Origin of the sequence: Dickeya undicola, assembly GCF_000784735.1 — a bacterium.
In the GTDB taxonomy this organism is placed as follows: domain Bacteria; phylum Pseudomonadota; class Gammaproteobacteria; order Enterobacterales; family Enterobacteriaceae; genus Dickeya; species Dickeya undicola.
In genome coordinates this window covers 37,362-56,615 of sequence record NZ_JSYG01000049.1, presented here as the reverse complement: position 1 = coordinate 56,615, position 19,254 = coordinate 37,362, and the positions used below count along the sequence as shown (strand labels likewise).

Annotated in this window: 18 protein-coding genes; 12 read left to right on the top strand and 6 right to left on the bottom strand. The window is 57.7% G+C overall.

What is annotated here, in order from left to right; all coding sequences use genetic code 11:
* Nucleotides 1–42 precede the first annotated feature (42 nt).
* From OB87_RS19015 to OB87_RS20945, 4 genes are read left to right on the top strand one after another with little or no spacing between them, the layout of a single operon-like run.
* Nucleotides 43–1,374: an NAD(P)/FAD-dependent oxidoreductase gene (locus OB87_RS19015; protein WP_033570936.1), complete on the top strand. Its 1,332-nt coding sequence runs from the start codon at nt 43–45 to the stop codon at nt 1,372–1,374.
* Nucleotides 1,375–1,383: 9 nt separating this feature from the next.
* A complete protein-coding gene (locus OB87_RS19010) occupies nt 1,384–2,232 on the top strand; it encodes a GNAT family N-acetyltransferase (protein ID WP_033570935.1) in 849 nt (282 codons plus the stop codon).
* Entirely contained in the window at nt 2,232–3,158 is a 927-nt protein-coding gene (locus OB87_RS19005) for a 2-hydroxyacid dehydrogenase (RefSeq protein WP_033570934.1), read from the top strand. The genes OB87_RS19010 and OB87_RS19005 overlap by 1 nt, the downstream gene beginning before the upstream one ends.
* A 2-nt stretch (nt 3,159–3,160) precedes the next feature.
* Nucleotides 3,161–3,301 carry a hypothetical protein gene (locus tag OB87_RS20945; RefSeq protein ID WP_200884326.1) on the top strand — a complete coding sequence of 47 codons (141 nt, stop codon included), beginning with the start codon at nt 3,161–3,163 and terminating at the stop codon, nt 3,299–3,301.
* Between the two features lie 88 nt (nt 3,302–3,389).
* Here the strand turns inward: OB87_RS20945 and OB87_RS19000 are convergent, their stop codons facing one another.
* Nucleotides 3,390–4,739, bottom strand: coding sequence for a GGDEF domain-containing protein (locus OB87_RS19000; RefSeq protein WP_235425301.1), 1,350 nt, complete (start codon nt 4,737–4,739; stop codon nt 3,390–3,392).
* Between OB87_RS19000 and OB87_RS20915 the strand changes: the two genes are divergently transcribed.
* Complete coding sequence (locus tag OB87_RS20915) at nt 4,738–5,025, top strand: hypothetical protein (RefSeq protein ID WP_167334397.1); 288 nt, start codon at nt 4,738–4,740, stop codon at nt 5,023–5,025. The two genes, OB87_RS19000 and OB87_RS20915, sit on opposite strands and share 2 nt — an antisense overlap.
* A gap of 215 nt (nt 5,026–5,240) precedes the next feature.
* Here OB87_RS20915 and OB87_RS18995 read toward each other — a convergent pair whose 3' ends face one another.
* Complete coding sequence (locus tag OB87_RS18995; RefSeq protein WP_033570932.1) at nt 5,241–6,008, bottom strand: DUF2076 domain-containing protein; 768 nt, start codon at nt 6,006–6,008, stop codon at nt 5,241–5,243.
* 420 nt (nt 6,009–6,428) lie between these two features.
* Between OB87_RS18995 and OB87_RS18990 the strand changes: the two genes are divergently transcribed.
* Nucleotides 6,429–6,848, top strand: coding sequence for a hypothetical protein (locus OB87_RS18990; RefSeq protein WP_033570931.1), 420 nt, complete (start codon nt 6,429–6,431; stop codon nt 6,846–6,848).
* 263 nt (nt 6,849–7,111) lie between these two features.
* Here OB87_RS18990 and OB87_RS18985 read toward each other — a convergent pair whose 3' ends face one another.
* The 3 genes from OB87_RS18985 to OB87_RS18975 all read right to left on the bottom strand — a co-directional run bounded on the left by OB87_RS18985 (nt 7,112) and on the right by OB87_RS18975 (nt 10,268).
* Nucleotides 7,112–8,062: a DUF2167 domain-containing protein gene (locus tag OB87_RS18985; protein WP_235425302.1), complete on the bottom strand. Its 951-nt coding sequence runs from the start codon at nt 8,060–8,062 to the stop codon at nt 7,112–7,114.
* A 312-nt stretch (nt 8,063–8,374) separates the two neighbouring features.
* Complete coding sequence (locus OB87_RS18980; RefSeq protein ID WP_033570930.1) at nt 8,375–9,139, bottom strand: CDP-diacylglycerol diphosphatase; 765 nt, start codon at nt 9,137–9,139, stop codon at nt 8,375–8,377.
* Between the two features lie 229 nt (nt 9,140–9,368).
* The gene (locus OB87_RS18975) at nt 9,369–10,268 is read right to left on the bottom strand and encodes a LysR substrate-binding domain-containing protein (protein ID WP_033570929.1); all 900 of its coding nucleotides are present in this window, start codon (nt 10,266–10,268) and stop codon (nt 9,369–9,371) included.
* A 166-nt stretch (nt 10,269–10,434) separates the two neighbouring features.
* Here OB87_RS18975 and OB87_RS18970 point away from each other — a divergent pair, with 166 nt between their 5' ends.
* From OB87_RS18970 to OB87_RS18945, 6 genes are all read left to right on the top strand, one after another.
* Entirely contained in the window at nt 10,435–11,973 is a 1,539-nt protein-coding gene (locus OB87_RS18970) for an ABC transporter substrate-binding protein (protein ID WP_033570928.1), read from the top strand.
* 283 nt (nt 11,974–12,256) lie between these two features.
* Nucleotides 12,257–13,207, top strand: coding sequence for a nucleoside hydrolase (locus OB87_RS18965; RefSeq protein ID WP_033570927.1), 951 nt, complete (start codon nt 12,257–12,259; stop codon nt 13,205–13,207).
* Nucleotides 13,207–14,181 carry a nucleoside hydrolase gene (locus OB87_RS18960; protein ID WP_033570926.1) on the top strand — a complete coding sequence of 325 codons (975 nt, stop codon included), beginning with the start codon at nt 13,207–13,209 and terminating at the stop codon, nt 14,179–14,181. Before OB87_RS18965 ends, OB87_RS18960 begins: the two co-directional genes overlap by 1 nt.
* A 107-nt stretch (nt 14,182–14,288) precedes the next feature.
* Nucleotides 14,289–15,263, top strand: a complete 975-nt coding sequence (locus tag OB87_RS18955; protein ID WP_033570925.1) for an ABC transporter permease — start codon at nt 14,289–14,291, stop codon at nt 15,261–15,263.
* A complete protein-coding gene (locus tag OB87_RS18950; RefSeq protein ID WP_033570924.1) occupies nt 15,260–16,180 on the top strand; it encodes an ABC transporter permease in 921 nt (306 codons plus the stop codon). Before OB87_RS18955 ends, OB87_RS18950 begins: the two co-directional genes overlap by 4 nt.
* Nucleotides 16,181–16,183: 3 nt before the next feature.
* A complete protein-coding gene (locus OB87_RS18945) occupies nt 16,184–17,977 on the top strand; it encodes an ABC transporter ATP-binding protein (RefSeq protein WP_033570923.1) in 1,794 nt (597 codons plus the stop codon).
* A gap of 50 nt (nt 17,978–18,027) precedes the next feature.
* On the opposite strand, the gene OB87_RS18940 is transcribed toward OB87_RS18945, so the two are convergent.
* Nucleotides 18,028–18,996, bottom strand: coding sequence for a threo-3-hydroxy-L-aspartate ammonia-lyase (locus OB87_RS18940; protein WP_033570922.1), 969 nt, complete (start codon nt 18,994–18,996; stop codon nt 18,028–18,030).
* Nucleotides 18,997–19,254: the final 258 nt, after the last annotated feature.

Here is a 19,254-nt window from a genome sequence, read left to right as displayed (position 1 = left end):
AGAAACGCATTGTTTATTTTTTAGGGGATGACGAGGAACAACATGCCTGCACCCATCAGATATGTTCAGGACAGCAGCCAGTTGCCGGATCAGGCGGACGTGGTGGTGATTGGCGCCGGAATTGCCGGCGCGGCGGCAGCGTATGAACTGGCGAAAAAAGGCGTCAGCGTGTTGCTGCTGGAAAAAGGGCTGGTTGGCGGCGAGCAATCCAGCCGCAACTGGGGATGGTGTCGGCAGCAGAACCGCGACGAGCGCGAATTGCCGTTGATTATCTATGCGTTGCGCCGCTGGGAGGAACTGCAACAGGAAACCGGTGAAGAGCTGGGATTCCGCCGCTCCGGCCTGCTGTACACCACGCAGGATCAGACGGAGATCGACGCCTGGGACCAGTGGGGCAAGATGGCGAAAGGCTATGGCGTGCGCAGCGACATCCTGAATGCCGAGCAGGCCAAAGCGATGACGCCGGGCAGCACCACCGTGTGGCTGGGCGGGGTGTCGTCACCCACCGATGGTCATGCTGAACCGGCGCTGGCCTGTGCCGGGCTGGCGATTGCGGCCCAGCGCCTTGGGGCCAGCGTGATCCAACAGTGCGCGGTGCGCGGGCTGGACATCAGCGGCGGGCGGGTCAGCGGCGTGTGGACCGAGCGCGGGCGGGTGAAAACCTCCACGGTGATTTGCGCAGGCGGCGTCTGGAGTTCATTGTTTTGCCGTCGTCATGGCATTGAGCTGCCGCTGGGCAACGTGATTGGCACCGCGTTTCGCACCGCGCCTGTCGAACAGGCGATAAGCCTGCCGTTTTACACCGCCGCGTTTGCCTGTCGCCCGCAACTGGACGGCAGCTATACGGTGTCGGTATCCGGGCGCGGTAGGCTGGAACCGGGTTTCCAGAGCCTGCGCTACGCCCGTCAATTTTATCCCACCTTCCGCGCCCGGCGTAAAAATCTGTCGTTCCAGCCAGGTATCAAACCGTTCCTGTGCGGGCCGGAAGCTCGGGCGAGCTGGTCATTCGACGGCATCTCGCCGTTCGAGAAAACCCGCATTCTCGACCCGGCACCGGACATGGCAATGGTGAGTGAAGGGCTGGCAGCGATGCGGCGCGAGTACCCGGCGCTGGCCGCTATCCGCGCGGTACAGGCGTGGGGCGGTATGATCGACAGTACGCCGGACGCCATTCCGGTGATTTCGCCGGTGGAAAGCCTGCCAGGGCTGGTGTTGTCCGCCGGGTATAGCGCGCACGGCTTCGGCATTGGACCGGGGGCCGGGCGGCTGGCGGCAGATCTGGTGACCGGTGAAACACCGGTGGTGGACCCGACCCCATTCCGCTATGCCCGACTGGTGGACGGCTCCGGGCTGAAAGCACCGGGCATGATGTGAGGACAGGATATGACGATAACGTTACGCGCCATGACGGCGGCGGATGCCGACTACGGCTGGTCGCTGACTCAGCAGATGAACTGGCCGCACCGGCTGGAAGACTGGCAGGACGCGCTGCATCTGGGCGAAGGGCTGGTGGCGGAAGACCAGGGCAAACCCGTCGGCACCGCGCTGTGCTGGCGCTGGGGTGACCGCTGGGCCACCATCGGTCTGGTGGTGGTGGACGGGCAGCAGCAGGGGCGCGGTATCGGCCGGATGTTAATGAAAGGGCTGTTAGCCGGTCTGGAGGGTTATCAGGTGCGGCTGCACGCCACGGCAGCCGGGCAGGGGCTGTATGCCCAACTGGGATTTACACCGGTGGGCGAAATCCATCAGTACCAGTGCTCGCTGTTACCGTTGTTCACCGCGCCTGCATTACAGGAAGGGCAGCGGTTGCGCGCTGCCACGCTGGCGGATGCACCCTACCTGACCGCATTGGATCAACAGGCGCATGGGCTGGCGCGTCCGGCGCTGGTCGCCTGGTTGTTGCGTCAGGCGATGCACGTTCGCGTGCTGGAACAGCATGGTCGTACTGCGGGTTTTGCCGCGCTGCGCCGTTTTGGCCGCGGTTACGCCATCGGCCCGGTGATTGCCGACAGCGCGGATAACGCCCGCTTGCTGATTAGCGCGCTGATGGCCGAGGTCAACGGTGAATTTGTCCGTATCGACAGCGATGCCGCGCTTGGGCTGGGAAGCTGGCTGGCCGACTGCGGGCTACAGCAGGTGGACGCGCCCGTCACCATGATCCGGGGCGCACCGTGGCAGCCGGAGGCGGACGGAATGCGGGCCTGGGCGCTGATGACGCAGGCGATGGCGTAGTGAACATTCTGTATAAGTCGATGGCGGAGCGTGGGCGGCAGTGGGCAGACATTATCGCCCGCCGTTATCCGCAGGCACGTTTCTGGCAGTGGCCCGAGGTGCCGGACCCGGCTGCGGTAGACTATCTGGTGGCGTGGGAAGCGCCAGCAGAGCTGATCGCCAGCTTGCCCAATCTCAAGGTGCTGTTCTCCGTGGGTGCCGGTGCGGACCAATTCGACTACGCGGCACTGCCGCCGTCACTGCCGGTCGCGCGAATGGTGGAGCAGGGCATCATCAGCGGCATGGTGGAGTACGTCACCTTTGCCGTGCTGGGGTTACACCGCGACATGCCGCTGTATCTGCAACAGCAGCGCGAGCAGCGCTGGCTGGGGCATCCGCTGGTGTCGGCGTCGCAACGCCGCGTCGGTGTGATGGGGCTGGGCGAGCTTGGGCAGGCGGTGGTGACGCAGTTGCAGTCGCTCGGTTTTTCGTGTCGTGGCTGGAGCCGCACGCCGAAATCCCTGCCGGGCGTGGCGTGTTTCGCCGGTGACTCGCAGCGGGCGGCGTTTCTGGCCGACACTGACATTTTGGTGTGCCTGTTGCCGCTGACACCCGCTACCCACGGTTTACTCAACGCGTCGCTCTTTGACCAGTTGCCGGTAGGCGCGGCGTTAGTGCAGGCCGGGCGCGGTGCGCAATTAAACCATGACGATCTGCTGGTGGCGCTGAATAGCGGTCACCTGCGGGGCGCAGTGGTGGATGTCACCGATCCGGAGCCGTTACCGCCGACCCATCCATTCTGGTCGCACCCGGCGCTGTGGCTGACGCCGCATATCGCCAGCCAGACCCAGGCGGACAGTGCGGTGGAGGCGTTGATGGATAACATCGCCCGTTTTGAGCGGGGCGAGCCGATGGTCGGTGTGATCGACCGTCATCGGGGGTATTGAACATGATGGATAACGAGCTGGTGGCGTTGCGCCGTGATCTGCGCGCACACCCGGAAGTCGGGTTTCAGGAGCATCGCACCGCCAGACGCACGCCGATTTTCCGTTGCCCTGATGAACAGCACACCCCTGACCCAACATCATGAGACTCACCCGGCGGCACCATCGCTACCGGGTGAATGACTCACGACAGACCTTGGCTGCTGACAGACCTTGGCTACTGACAGACCTTGGCTACTGAATAGTGCGGTTGCGCCCCTCGCGTTTGGCGGTATAGAGGTTTTTGTCCGCCAGCGGAAATAACTGATGCACCGTATCCACCAGATAGTTGCCCGGCGTCGACGCATGGGCAATACCGATACTGACGGTGACCGGCACCTGCTGCTGGTTGAACATAAACGGGGTCTGCTGGATGGTATGCCGCAACCCATCGGCCAGCCGATAAAACGAAGACGGACTGTGATTGAAGCAGACCACGGCGAACTCTTCTCCGCCGATACGGCTGACCAGCCCCGGCGTGGGGATGGTCTGTTTTATCACCGTTGCCACCTGACGCAGGATTTCATCACCGCAGTCGTGACCAAAGCTGTCGTTGATGTTTTTGAAATGGTCGATGTCGATCAGCATGATATTCACCGAGTCTTGCAATGATTTGATGCTCTGGCCCTGTGCCGTCAGCGCCTCGGTAAAACCGTAGCGTGACAGGGTTTCGGTGAGAAAATCATGGCTGGCCTGTTGCAGCAGTCGGGCGTTCAACAGGCGAATGGTACGGGCGTTGGTCGCCATCATCAGCGGGCTGAAAATGGTGGCAGCAATACCGATGCGAGCGATGGTGACCTGATGCATAAACAATGGATCTTGCGAGCCATACAGCGCGAAAACATGCTCCGCGGTCAGAATCAGCTCGACAGACCCGATACACAAGGTAATCAATCGAACCAGCCACAACGGATAGACGATGGCGCACCAGGTCAGTGCCGGTAACGGAAACGCCAGAATGGCAACCGGGCCGAGTAACGGCGCTACACTGATCGACACCAGCAACAACAACAGCGGCAAGGCGTCTGGCAGCCTCAGCGTCGGAATCCGCAGCGGGATTTGACTGCGCAGGGTCAACAACAGTGGCAGGAACAGCACGGCGGTGTAGAACTGGTCGCTGAACCAGTTAAGAAAGTTGCTGCGGAATAGCGCCGCCGGAAAACGGGGCCAGGGTTGCTGCGCCAGCGCGCCGACAATACCGCAGGCCAACGCCGCTATCATGCAGGAGACGAAAACATACAGCGAGCTGATCATGTCGGTTTCGCGTCGGGCCAGGAAACCGGGCCAGTTGAGCAACTGGGTGAGGACGACGATAAAGGCAATATTGGCGGCATTGATGGTAAATGCGCTCAGTCCCCAGCCGTAAAACAGTGAATCTTGCAGGATCATCGCCGCGTAGGAAACGGCGTAATACCAGGGCGTGTTCAGATAGCGGCAGCGGTAAAACAGCGCAGCAATGATGATATTCACAGGCCAGAATACAGACAGGTCAATCTCGGAAAGCCGGGCGTGCGCACCGATGTTGCAGCCTATCAATGTCACCATGAAGACATTCAGGCTGTTTAACCCGGTACTGTTGTTTTTAAACAAAGCTAAATTCAGATGCATACCGTCAATCAACCTTCCGTTATCGCCTTCCCCTGGCACTATGTCGCTGGCAGCCTTAGCTGCGCGTTGGCAGCGGCGGGTCATGCATAGCGCCGGTATGAAACATCGTTATATCCCCGTCATCCTTCAAGTTGCAGATGCGTTGTTCAAAACGCACAACGTTTGTCCTGCAACTCGAATTATTTTGGGGATAGATATAAAAGGTATGAAAAATCCTGGTTAATGTTGTTTCTCTTCTATTCTATTTCTGACAATTGATTACGAGCAAGCAAACGAATATGAGGTAGTGTTTCCCTTTGTGAGTAGCGTTGTCGGTGTGGTTGGGTCATCTTATCTGGAAACAACGGCATGACAGTAGCGAAACGGGCGGGGAGCGCGGCACACGGGCGATCGTTTTCCTGGTTATCCCTCCCGCTGGCGCGGGAGGGCATAATGGCATTAAACGTAAGAATCGTCGTCGTCGTAGGTGTCGTCAGCGGCGTAATCGTCGTAGTCGTTGTTTGACGAGTTATCGCTGACGTTGCTGTTCCAAAAGCCATTATTGGCATCGGCACCGTTGAAGGTATCCAGATTATTGGCGTTGAAATCTCGAAAGTTGTCGCTAACGTTACCCAGCGGATTGTCGTTGAGCATCGGGGTTTCGTTGATAATGTTGACGATTTCTTCCGGCTGTGAGCGGTGGAACATGCCGGTCAGCATGTCGGCCAGCACCACACCGCCTGCCACACCAGCCGCGGTCTGCAACGCACCGCTCAGAAAACCGCCCGCACGGGAAGGGGCCGGTTGCGCATAACCTGGAGCGGGCTGGTTGTAACCTGGTGCCGGTGGTGTATACCCCATCGGCTGGCCGTATCCGGCCGGTTGACCATAGCCTGCTGGTTGCGACGGCTGCGGTGCGCTGCTGCGGCTACCGCCGCCGAACAGCCCGGCCAGAAAACCGCCGCTACTCTGCTGTGGACGGGTTGCCGCTTCCTGCTTCAGCCGGTTAATTTCGGCTTCCATCTCTTTCACCCGTTGATCCAACTGTTTCAACGCCGCTTCCTGAATAATCATCGCCTGCGCCATGTAGTAAGGTGCAGCGGGTTGCTGGCGGATGTAGTCGTTGATTTGCTGCTCAGCCTTGAGGTCCCGAGGACCCGTGTTAGTCTCGGCTGTTTTCAGTCGGCTAAACAGACCATCAATAAGACGTTGTTCTTCAGATTGCATAGGATTACCTCAAGAGATATTGGATTGCGGAACTGCCTGTTCAGACTGGCTCTGCGGCTGTTTTGTCACACCCTTCGCTGCCATCCTACTGTGTTCTTCCGGGCTAATACACGACTGTCGGGTAAAGCTGCTTACAAATTTGTTACCAATTACGGCAAACCGGGTGTGGTTACTCCTGTCATGGCAGCCAGCCCTGACTTTTATTTAGAACCTATCCCATTAGGGCTATTAGTCATGAGGAGAATATAAAATCATCAGGTCGGATGAGTGGGGCGATTTCTAGGAGTATTCCATATTCTTTTTATTTCCAGCTTTGCTTTAATCACTCCCGAGGCGGTTACCTGAACGCTTCAGTTATTAACCAGAGAATAACGTTTTATTTCTGGTTAATCGCAAATGACTTGTTAAAGGAAATTCATAATGAATATGAAACCCCTGCTTTTAGGCGTTATTCTGGCTACTTCTTACGCTCATGCAGCATCGACTGACGTGAGCGCCAAACCGGTAACCGGCGCGGTAGCCAGTGCGGAAGTGAAAACAACGGCCGCCACCGACGCCACAGCGAGTCAGGAGGCGAGCAGCAAAACGCTGACGGCTGAACAATCGACGGCAGCCAGCACCGAAACACAGGTGAAAAAGCATGAGCCGCAAGCGGTGAAAATGCACAATGATAAAAAGGTCGCACATAAAAGCACGGTAACGGCAGAAAAAGAAACGGCCACGCCCAATAAAGCGGAAAAAGAAAAAGTAACCGGTAAGAAAATAACAGCGGAGAAAAAGAAACATCATGCGGATGAAAAAGAAAAAACCGCACCGGAAACGCCTGCTAAAACGGAATAATGGATTATTGCTGTAATTAAACATTATGTCAGTTACTGAAGGGAGTCAGTAATAACCGAAGACGTATCGTCGGGCTGACGCTCTTATTTCCCGGCTGGTCATCGTCTGTTTTTTGCCGATGCAGAGAACAGGTATGATGCCCAGCCGGGACTCATTTCTGTCACCGTCCGGGCACAATACGGATGTTTGCGGGGCGAGGGTGCCAGTATTTTCAGGCGATGTTAATACGCTCAGCGATGACGCTGGCACCGTCGCTATTGATATCAAACTTTCGGTTGTTCCTTTTCTGTTGCGGTGACTTCTGGTGCCGCTGTGGTTTCAGGGAGCGTTTCCACGGTGGTTTCCGGCACCGCTTCATTCTCGGTATTGCCTTGCGTTGTCGGCGCTTTTCTCTTACCGGAAAATAGCTTCTTGACGATGGCACCGACGGCGAAAATACTCACCAGAATAATTTTCCAGAATTTCACGAACGCCAGGCCCATCATCGCCAACAAGCCCAGCTTCTTGGCCGCAATCCCGCCGATTAACGCCGCCAGACCATATTCTGCAACGTGGTCGGTGCTGGCGTTAAAGTCGGTGTAACGCTTGCCGTTGTTGAAGGTCACGGCGTTGAGCAACTGCCGGGCTTTGGGTTTCTCGTCGTTGACGGTTCCGCGATTGGTGACCAGATTCAGCGACAGGTAGCCTTCGCGGCCGAGCAGATAAGTGTTGTAGTTGACGCCCTGATCGTTTTCTTCAATGTTACTGCCTTCATCGCGCAACGCGGCGGACCAGACCAGCCGGTGAGTGGCCTGCTCGTAGTTGGGTTTTTCAATCCAGCCGAGAATTTCGATCGGCGTAATGCCTTTTTTTACCCGTTCTTTGTTAGCTTCACGGGTGCCTTCTTTCAGGTTATCCAGCAATTCATCGGCATTCCATTCTTTGGCATCGTCATCCTTGATATAACCGGATGCGGTGTACTCGATGGAAATAAAACCATCAATGTCATGATTTAACACCAGACCATAAAAATTACTGTCCACATAATTTCCCAGCTCACGCATAAATGCGCGGGCTTCTCGTACCGGAATATAGACAAATCCTTGAGGGAGTTTCAGTACCGCCTGATTACCGAGGTTTATTTCTTTGGGGCCTTCAACACCGGCACGCTGCATGGCTTCAATCGCGTTATCCAGAGCGCTGTGAACTTGCGGGGCGGTGTTGTCTGCGGCCATGCTGTGAAGAGAAAAGGAAAGGAGAAATATCAGCGCCAGTTGGCTGATGGAACGAACGAAGAGTGCCATAAATCATCCTGATTAATAATAAAAAGAGAGCAAATAGAAAAGCCGGAGAATGTTACTCTCGTTATTAATCCATCTCAATTTATATTGGTGATTACTTATTTGAAATCATTTTTAGTTATAAATAAAATAATCACCAATCAATAATAATGGCGTGATTGGGTATCAACGGGGTGTTTCCCGGCCGGTGTCGTGCTGCCCCATCAATAGGGCCGAGGGGCGTATCGAATGCGCGGCAGTACCCCGTTATTGCGCCAGCGCGCAGCTCACGTCCAGAATTTCTTCCGCTGAGCCGCGGTTGAACAGGCCGATAACATCACGCCGCACCGCCAGCAGAATCAGTTCGCCTTGCGCGTTGGCGGTCAACGCCAGACCGTAATTCTCCATCTGGTCACCGTGCGTTTGTACATACTGGTTAAGTCGCTTGAATGGGTCGATTTGTGTCAGATCGCTGCCGTTCAGCTTGGTTGCCAGATAGTCGTGGCCCAGCAGCGGCTGGCCGAGGGAAGCCCAGTCGTAGCCGATGTTAGCGCTTTGGGCGCGCAGCGTTTGATAGACCTCGGGTTTCAGGCAGGAAATATGGATATGCAACTGACCTTGCGTGCGGCCGTAAAGCGAATTGATCGCCAACCCGAACACGTCGTCCTTGATCGGTTTGCCCATCTGGCTCGATAGCCGGTCGCGGTAGTTCCAGGCAGCGGCAAAATAGGCAGGCGTGTTGGGTTGCAACAACATCGGGCTTTCAATACCGCTGATGCGATCGGTTGGGATCAGCAGGTCGTGATACGGTCCGCGCCGGTCTTTGAACAGCGTGTAATGACCCGCCAGATTGACGTCCAGACAAGGGGCGGGCGAGTTATTTTTCTGCTGGTTGGGTACGCACTGCTGGCTGACGAATGTCCACAAGGCGTTGCCATCACCGCGGCGGGCGAAAGGCTGCCAGAAATAGAGCAATAGGGCGACCAGTAGCAGCGTAACGATCAAACCAGGCAGGTATTTCTTACGTATCATGGCAGGATTCCAGAGAGGGCTATTGCCGCAATGGTTAGTGATGACAACGCCATTGTCGCCGCATTATTTGTTGCAAGGTGATTCGTCACGGCATTATGTGTCTGGCGTCTGGCTCCGTGGGTATGACTGCGCGTATGCGTACCGTTCATCGTGCGGCACGGTAGCATAGTGCCACGGTAGCATAGTGCCGCGTGCAGATGGCGACATGATGACAGCCAGCTGATGCCGCTCACCCGGCCGACGCGCTCTCGCCAATCAACGTGCGGATAAGCTGGACGACTTCTTCCACCAGCAGGCTGCGTGCGTGCTGAGGTGGGAAAATCGCCAGATAGGCAACGTCAAGCTTCGGTGCAAAGGGTTTGATCAACAACCTGGATTCGCTGGTGCGGGCGGTAATGGCATCGACAATTCCCACCCCTAATCCGGTGCCTGCCATGACGCAGCAATGGCGCAGCGAGGTTTCGATCGGGCTTTGCAGTGCCACATCGTGTGCGGTAATCGCCTGCGCCAGCTGTTCCCGTAATACCGTTTTGCGCCCTGGCAGAATGGCGCGGTAGTGGTTCAGGTCGTCAAGGGTGATACTGGCGCGGCCCGCCAGCGGATGCGTGGGGGCGACGACCGCGACCGCCTGGGCAACACCCAGCAGGTCGGCCTGCAATCCCTTGATCGCCGGTGTACTGTTGATAAAACCGATGTCGTACTGGTTGCTCAGCACCATCTCGGTGATCGCCAGCGTACTTTCCACATCCATCGACAGTGCTACATCCGGGTATTTTTTCAACAGCGAGGGGAAAATGCGCTCGGTGCAGAGGTTAGCGAGCGCCGATACCGCGCCGATGCGCAGCACGCTGCCTTTAGCGTGACGGATGTCGTCCGCCACCCGCAGAATGTGATCCAGCCCCAGATATAGCCGTTCGATCTCCCGAAAAAGCTTAAGCGCCTCTTCACGAGGTTCGAGCCCCCGGCCATCCCTATCAAACAGTTTTAGTTTAACCGCGTACTCAAAATCCTTGATCAGTCGGCTGACCGCCGGTTGGGTGATATTCATGATGTTGGCGGCCTGTGTGATACCGCCGGTCAGAATCACCTTATGGAATGCTTCAACCTGTCTTAAGTTGATACGGCTCATAGATGTTACCAACCATAATGTTTATTTATGAATTCGGTACAAAATACGATTTTTAATTATTTTAACCAACACGTAGACTCCATCCCGAAGGTTACAGTTTGTCATAGATTTGCACAAAGCGTGATGAACCCGAATGCGGGATGGATCCGAATTTAAAGGAGTAACCATGAAAGGAACGTTGTTTGTTGCTGGCCTGATGACGCTGATGCCCATCGCGCAGGCAGCAGATTTGACGATTGGACTGGCGTCATCCACCACCTCGATGGATCCGCAGTTCTATGTCGGTGGCGCTAACAGCGCTATGGCCCGCAATCTGTTCGACGGGCTGGTTAACCAAAACGAAAAACAACAGATTACCCCAGCATTGGCGGTGTCATGGAAAGCGATTAACGACACCACCTGGCAATTTGCCTTGCGACCGAACGTTAAGTTTCACGATGGCACCGATTTTAGCGCCCGGGATGTGGTCGCCAGTGTGAAACGCATCGCGTTGGCGGCGAAAAATAGCCCCAGCGCTTACACGCCCTACGTGGCGGACATCAGCGAGATTCGTGAAATCGACCCGCTGACGGTGGAAATCAAAACCAAAGGACCGGCGGCGTTGCTGCTCAATAACCTGAGCCGTATCGCGATATTACCGGCGCGGCTGGCTGACCAGCCGACCGACGTACTGAACGGTGGTAAAGACGTGATTGGCACCGGCCCGTTCAAATTTGTCTCCTATACCCCGGATGACAAGGTGGTGCTGAGCCGTAACGACCACTACTGGGGCGGCAAAGCCGAGTGGGACAAGGTGACGTTGCGCGTCATCAAGAACAACAGCGCGCGTATTGCTGCGTTGCTGTCCGGCGATGTGGACATGATCGAAAGCGTGCCGACCGCAGACCGCGCGTCTATCGCACGTCAGCAGGCTTTCGCCACGGAGTCGGTGCCGGGCAACCGTATTTTGTATCTGCACCCGGATCAGGACCGAGATGAGTCGCCGTTCGCCAAAGGTGACGATGGCAAGAATCCGCTGAGAAAAGCGGAGGTGCGTCAGGCGATGTCGCTGGCGATCAATCGTGACGCGCTGGTGCAGCGTATCCTCGACGGTCAGGGGCTGCCTTCGTCGCAGCTGGTGCCGCCAGGGTATCCGGGATATTCCGCCAAAATACCAGCACCGGTTTATGACCTGGCGCAGGCGAAACAAAAACTGGCGGCGGCGGGCTACCCGAACGGCTTTACCCTGACGTTCCACGCCTCGAACGATCGCTATCCCAACGACGCCAAAATCGCGCAGGCGCTGGGGCAGATGTTCAGCCAGGCGGGCATCAAGACCGAGGTGGTCACCATGCCCGGCAACGTCTACTTCGCCAAGGCGGCAAAGCGTGAATTTAGCCTGGTGATGGGCGGTGCGGCGATTGAAACCGGCGAGGCATCCGGCGTGCTGGGGCCGCTGCTGGAAACCTTTGGCCCGAATGCAGGCCAGGGAAACCGGGGACGGTATTCCAATGCCGAATTTGACAAGCTGCTGAATCAGGCACGTGCCACGCTGGATGAACAGCAACGCGATGCTCTGCTACAGCAGGCAACCGAATTGGCGATGAAAGAGCAAGGGGTTATCCCGCTGCTGTTTCTCTCCAATACCTGGGCAATGAAAAAAGGCTATAGCTACGTGGGCCGCACAGACGGCTACACATTGCCCTATTTCGTTCACAAACAGTAAACGGTGAGTTTTTCACCCGGCGCTGGTGATGAATGAAAATGATGTATACCCCAATAATTCAGGTTGTCCTGCAACTCGAAGTATGACGGGTATAGTGCGATTTTTACGTTAACACCAGGGTTCTCCCATCAGGCCGTGTCCCGCTGCATTTCGCGGCGGGACACTCCGCCTGTCACTTTCAGGGCCACTCCATGAGCGAATTCTTCGGCGTATTTCCCTATTGTTTGATGAAGTATCATGTGCGCGAAGACACCGCCAGCGTACTGAAACGGGTGGGCGCACTGTGAAGTCGATTCCCATCATCATCGATTGTGATCCCGGCATTGACGACGCGCTGGCGTTACTGAGCGCGTTTGTCGCTCCGCAACTGGCGATTCAGGGCATTACTGTGGTGAATGGTAATCAACCGTTATCCAACACGTTGCGCAATGCGCTGCAAATAGTCGAACTGGGCGAGCGTACCGATATTCCGGTGTTTGCCGGTTGCTGGCAACCGATGCTGCGCGAGCCGATTCACGGGCAGTTTCATGGCAAGAATGGGTTGGGCGACAGCGATTTTCCCGCACCGCGTAAAGCGGCGGAAATGCAACACGCGGTTAACTTTCTGATCGCCCGTTGCCGGGTGGCGGCGCAGAGCGGCGAACGTATTACGTTGTGCTCGCTGGGGCCGCTTACCAACCTGGCGAGCGCCTTTTGTATCGCGCCCGATATCGTGGATGGCATCGAGCGCATTGTCTCCATGGGCGGTGCCTGCCGGGAACTGGGCAACCGCACCATGACGTCGGAATTTAACATGCTGGCTGACCCGCACGCTGCGCATATCGTCTTTTCGCAAGATCTGCCGATGACGCTGTTGCCGCTGGACGCCACCCATCAGGTGATTCTGACGCCGGAACGCGTCGATGAACTGGTAGCGCACGCCGGGCGATTGCGCGGTCCGTTGAGTCAATTGATGGCGTTTTGGGATCGCAATGACGTTAAACGTTATGGCTCCCGCGGCGGTCCGCTGCATGACCCGCTGGTGATCGCCTGGGTATTGCGCCCCGACCTGTTCCAGACCGAACGGGCACGAGTGCTGGTGGAACATCAAAGCGAACTGTGTATGGGACAGAGCGTAATGGATATCTACGGTAAATCCGGCCTGTCGGCGAATGTCGATGTGGTCACCGGTGTGGCGGTCGACGAGGTGTTTCAGTTGTTCTGTCAGCTATTCTCAGCGTATGGAACTGCGTGATGACACGTCAGCGAATCATTATTGACACCGATCCCGGCGTAGACGACGCCATTGCGTTGTGGCTGGCGCTGGCTTCGCCGGAACTGGACGTTTTGGGCGTTACGGTGGTGGCCGGTAACGTGGCACTGGAAAATACGCTGGCGAACGCCCGGCGGATTGTGGCGCTGTCCGGTCGTGATGACGTGCCGGTGTTCGCCGGTGCAAAAAAGCCGTTAATTGGTCCACAACGCTACGGCAAGTATGCTCATATCGGTGCGTTCAGTGATGAGCTGGTGCCAGGGGGAGAATGCCAGGTCGCGCAGGAGCACGCGGTGGACTTTATCGTTCGTACCGCACGTCGGGCGGCGCAAGAGCAGAATCCGATTACCTTTTGCGCCATCGGGCCGATGACCAATCTGGCGCTGGCGCTGATTCAACACCCGGACGTCGCGCGCGGCATCCGTCAGGTGGTGTCCATGAGTTGCGCCTTTACCGCGCTGGGCCACCGCACGCCGTGGGCTGAATTCAATATCTACGCTGACCCGCACGCCGCCCATCGGGTCTTCAGCAGCGGGATTCCGCTGGTGATCATGCCGTTGGACATGACGTTTCAGGCGCTGATTACCCAACAGGAAATCGACGTTTTGCAGCGTGACGCCGGGCGGCCTGGCGAGGCCATCGCTCGCCTGCTGGGCGCATTTGACCGCAGCGACATGGCGCGTTTCGGCCGCGAAGGCGGTCCGGTACATGACGCCACCACCGTCGCCTGGCTATTACAACCGTCGCTGTTTGTTGGACGGGAGGCGCGGGTTGGGGTGACCGTTGCCGGTGAAACCGCCGGGCATACCTGGGCGGATTTTTATGGCAAGTTGTCGCAGGCGGCCAACGCACAGGTAATGCAATCGGTGGATGAACCCGGTTTTCTGGCGTTGCTGGTGCGGGTGCTCAGCCGCTACGGTCGCTCGAATAGCACGGCCCGTGCATGTCGTTCGTGAGGGATTCGGTTCGTCAGGCGTTCGGGCACGGCGAGGTTCAACATGGCAAGTAAAATAGTTCTGGCGGGGTAGCTTCTTAACCCTGCGCTAACCAACAAGGACACGTTATGGCCCGCTTTTTACTCAGTCGCTTGTTGCAAACCTTGATAACGCTGGCGGTTATGTCCGTGCTGGTGTTCGCTGGTGTGTATCTGGTCGGCAACCCGGTGGACTTGCTGCTGGGGAGCAACGCCACCCCCGCCGAGCGTGAGGCGGTGATCCGCGCGTTCGGGTTGGATAAAACCCTGTGGCAACAGTACCTGCTGTTTGTTTCCCATGCGCTGCAGGGCGATCTGGGGAACTCCTTCATTTTCAACCAACCGGCGCTACACCTGATTCTGCAACGAATGCCCGCCACGCTGGAACTGGCGCTGGTGGCATTTCTGCTGTCGTTGCTGATCGGTATTCCTCTGGGGGTGTTCGCCGGTTTACGGCCGGACAGCCTGGCGGCGAAATCGGTAATGACGGTTTCGATTCTGGGCTTTAGCCTGCCAACGTTCTGGATCGGTATGATGATGATCATGCTGTTCAGCGTGAAGCTGGGGTGGCTGCCGTCGTCGGGACGGGGCGACACCGTGACGGTGGCGGGTGTGCCGCTGAGTCTGCTGACGTCGGACGGCTGGCAGCACTTGCTGCTACCGGCGCTCAATCTGGCGTTGTTCAAGATTTCGCTGATTATCCGCCTGACCCGCGCTGGCGTGCGCGAGTGCCTGCAACAGGACTACGTGCGTTTTGCCCGCGCCAAGGGGCTGTCGGAACGTCGTATCCTGTTCGTACATGTGCTGAAAAATACGCTGATCCCGCTGATTACTGTCATTGGTCTGGAGCTGGGCGCGCTGATCGCCTTTGCGGTGGTGACCGAAACCATTTACGCCTGGCCGGGGATGGGCAAGCTGATTATTGACTCCATCGCGGTGCTGGATCGTCCGGTGATTCTGGCCTACCTGATGATGACGGTGGTGATGTTCAGCCTGATCAATCTGCTGGTCGATGTGCTGTACGCGGTGGTGGATCCGCGCATCCGGTTAGGAGGAGGACAATGAGCCAGTCGGGACGTTCGCTACATACCCCATCCGCCGTACCGGCGGCGCGTTCGGCGCTGGCGCGTACACTGTCGATGCTGTTTCATGATCGACTGTCGTGTCTGGGGCTGTTTACGCTGGCGTTAATTGTAGCGCTGGCGCTGCTGGCCCCCTGGATTGCACCGCAGAATCCGTATGACCTGACCCAACTGATGATCATGGATAACCGCCTGCCGCCGGGCTCAACCGGCATGGGCGGGCTGACGTACTGGCTCGGCACCGACGATCAGGGCCGCGACTTGCTGAGCGCCATTCTCTACGGCACCCGCACCAGCCTGACAGTCGGTGTGAGTAGCGCGCTGGTGGCGCTGGTCATCGGTATGGCCGCCGGTATGCTGAGTGCCTGGCTGGGTGGTAAAACCGATGCGCTGCTGATGCGTATCGTCGATATCCAGCTCAGCTTTCCGCCCATTCTTATCGCCCTGATCCTGCTGGCGGTGCTGGGGCAGGGGGTGGACAAAATTATCCTGGCGCTGGTGATCACCCAGTGGGCGTATTACGCCCGCACCATTCGCGCCTCCGCCTTGCTGGAGAGCCGCCGTAATTATGTGGATGCGGCGCGCGGCATGGCGTTTTCCGCGCCGCGTATTGTGTTCCGCCATATGCTGCCCAACTGCCTGCCGCCGCTGATTGTGGTCGCCACCATGCGTATCGCTTACGCCATCATGCTGGAGGCGACGCTGTCGTTTCTCGGCATTGGTCTGCCGATTACCGAACCGTCGCTCGGGTTGCTGATCGCCAACGGGTTTGACTATTTGCTGTCCGGCGATTACTGGGTAAGCCTGTTCCCCGGTGTGATGCTGTTGCTACTGATTGTGGCGATTAACCTGATCGGCGACGCCCTGCGTGATGCGCTAAATACCAGACAAGAGGAGTGAGGCGTGAATCAGTCGGTGTTACGTGTTGAACAACTGAATACTGCTTTTCGGGTCAACGGTGAATGGCTGACGGTGGTGCAGGACTTGTCGTTTGACATCGGTGAGCGGGAAACCGTGGTGCTGGTGGGTGAGTCCGGCTCTGGCAAAAGCGTCACCGCGCTGTCCATCATGCGTCTGCTGGCAGGATCGCAGGTGCGCACCACCGGACGGGTGCTGTTCGATGGCCGCGACCTGCTGGCGCTGCCGCCCCGCGAGATGCAGCACATCCGTGGCAATCATATCGGCATGGTGTTTCAGGAGCCGATGACCAGCCTCAACCCGGTGCTGAAAATTGGCACCCAGATTACCGAAGTCTTGCGGCGTCACCGGGGAATGGACCACGCCAGCGCCCGAGCGGAAGCGGTGCGTCTGCTGGAAACAGTACGCATTCCTGCCGCCCGCTCACGGCTGGACGAGTACCCGCTCAGCTTTTCCGGTGGAATGCGCCAGCGGGTGGTGATCGCCATCGCGCTGGCCTGTAACCCTCGCTTGCTGATTGTCGATGAGCCGACCACCGCGCTGGATGTCACCATTCAGGCGCAAATTCTGGGGCTGATCAAAACGTTGCAGGACGAACAAGGCATGTCGATTCTGTTCATCACCCACGATATGGGGGTGGTGGCGGAAGTGGCCGACCGCACGATGGTGATGTACCACGGTGAAGGGGTGGAAATGGCAGATACCCGCCAGCTGTTTCGCGCGCCGCAACACCCGTACAGCAAGACGCTATTCTCCGCCGTGCCGCGGTTGGGGGAAATGGCGGATAGCCGCCTGCCGCGGCGGTTTGCGTTATTCGGGCAGTCCACCACAGAGCGCGAGCCGCTGACAGACACGGTAATGCCGGGAGAACCGGTGCTGGCGGTGAGTAATCTGATCAAGCGTTTTGATGTAAAAAGTGGCTGGCTGCGGCGGGTAACCGGCCGGGTTCATGCGGTAGAGAACGTCTCTTTCAGCCTGCAAGCGGGAGAAACGTTATCGTTGGTGGGGGAATCTGGCTGCGGCAAGTCCACCACCGGGCGCGCTATTCTGCGGTTGCTGGAGCCGAATGGCGGCGCGGTGTCGCTGTGCGGCGAGAATATGCTGACGGCCCGCTCGTCGGCGCTGGCCGGGTTACGGATGCGGGCGCAGATGATTTTTCAGGACCCTTATGACAGCCTCAACCCACGGCTGACCGTGGGCAGTGCGATCGCCGAACCGATGGTCAGCCACGGCCTGGTGTCAGCACGACAGGCACCACAGAAAGTAGCGGAACTGCTGGAGAAGGTGGGATTACAGGCCGAGATGGCCGACCGCTATCCACATCAGTTTTCCGGTGGGCAGCGGCAGCGCTTATGCATCGCGCGGGCGCTGGCGCTCAATCCGCAGGTGATTATCGCCGACGAGGCGGTGTCCGCGCTGGACATGACCGTCAAGGCGCAAATCGTCAACCTGTTGCTCGATTTGCAACAGCAACTGGGGCTGACCTACCTGTTTATTTCTCATGATATGGCGGTCGTCGAGCGTATCAGCCATCGGGTAGCGGTGATGTATCAGGGCGAAATCGTGGAGATCGGCCCGCGTCAGGCGGTATTCAACGATCCGCAGCACCCGTATACCCGCCGCCTGCTGGCCGCCGTACCGGTGCCCGACCCGGAAAAGCGCGTGCCCAGATCGACGCAGGCCGATGAACTGCACAGCCCGCTGCGCCCGGCGGACTATCAGCCGCCGACGCGCCGTTATCAACAGGTTGGCGACGGTCATCTGGTGCTGGTATCTTAAGCGGCGGCATCGTGCCGATGAGTTCGTCGGCACGTGCGTTATCTGGCGGGTTAGCCTGCCAGTAGCTGGCCGTAGCGGGTCAGATCGACGTTACCGCCGCTGACGATCACGCCGACGCGTTTCCCCCGCAGTTCATGCTGACAGGCTCGGGCCGCAGCGAAGCTGAGGCAGCCGGTCGGCTCCACCACCATTTTCATCCGCTCGGCGAAAAAGCGCATCGCCGCGACCAGTTCATCATCACTGACGGTCAGAACGTCATCCACGTTGGCACGGATCAGCGCGAACGTATACTGCCCCAAACATTGTGTCTGCGCGCCATCGGCGAGGGTGTTGGGCGTATCGATACGCACGATGTGGCCGGAGCGAAAGGACTGCTGAGCGTCGTTACCGGCTTCGGGTTCGACACCGTATACCCGGCAGCCGGGTGACAACTGTCGTGCCGACAGCGCCGAACCGGACAGCAGCCCGCCACCGCCCAGACAGACAAACAGCGCATCCAGCTCACCCACTTCTTCGAATAGCTCTTTCGCTGCGGTTCCCTGCCCGGCGATAACCTGTGGATGGTCGTAGGGTGGGATCAGTGTCATACCGTATTGTTGCGCCAGCTCGCGGCCGATGGCTTCACGATCTTGCGTGTAACGGTCATAGGTAATCACCTGCGCGCCGTATCCTTTGGTGGCGGCAACTTTGGCTGCCGGGGCGTCTTGCGGCATAACGATGGTGGCTGGAATCCCGAGCAATCTTGCCGACAGGGCGATGGCCTGCGCGTGGTTGCCGGACGAGAAGGCCACCACACCGGCGGCCTTCTGCTCATCGGTGAATTGCAGCAACGCGTTCATCGCGCCGCGGAATTTGAATGCGCCCATGCGCTGAAAGTTTTCGCATTTAAAGTAAAGCTCCGCGCCGAACGCATCGTTAACGGTACGGGAAGTAAGCACCGGCGTGCGGTGGGCATAACCAGCAATCCGGTCGCTGGCGGCAGCAACATCGTCATACGAGGGCAGAACAATCGGTGTCATGGCAGTACCTGTGTGTTAACGCGTTATCCAGTTTTAAACCCAATGTCTTATTTTTTATAGCTTGCCTGACGTAAAAAAGTCCATGGAAATCATTGCCCAGCATGGGGGGATTTCTCGTGCGCGCGCTGCCGGATTATTGGGGGGAAATATGTGTATGAGTGTCAACGCGTGGATATTCCATGCGCTGAGTTTTTCTTATTCATTTAAGGTTTTGTTAAGACAGGATGCTGTTAATAGTGACGGTGGAGTTTATATCAA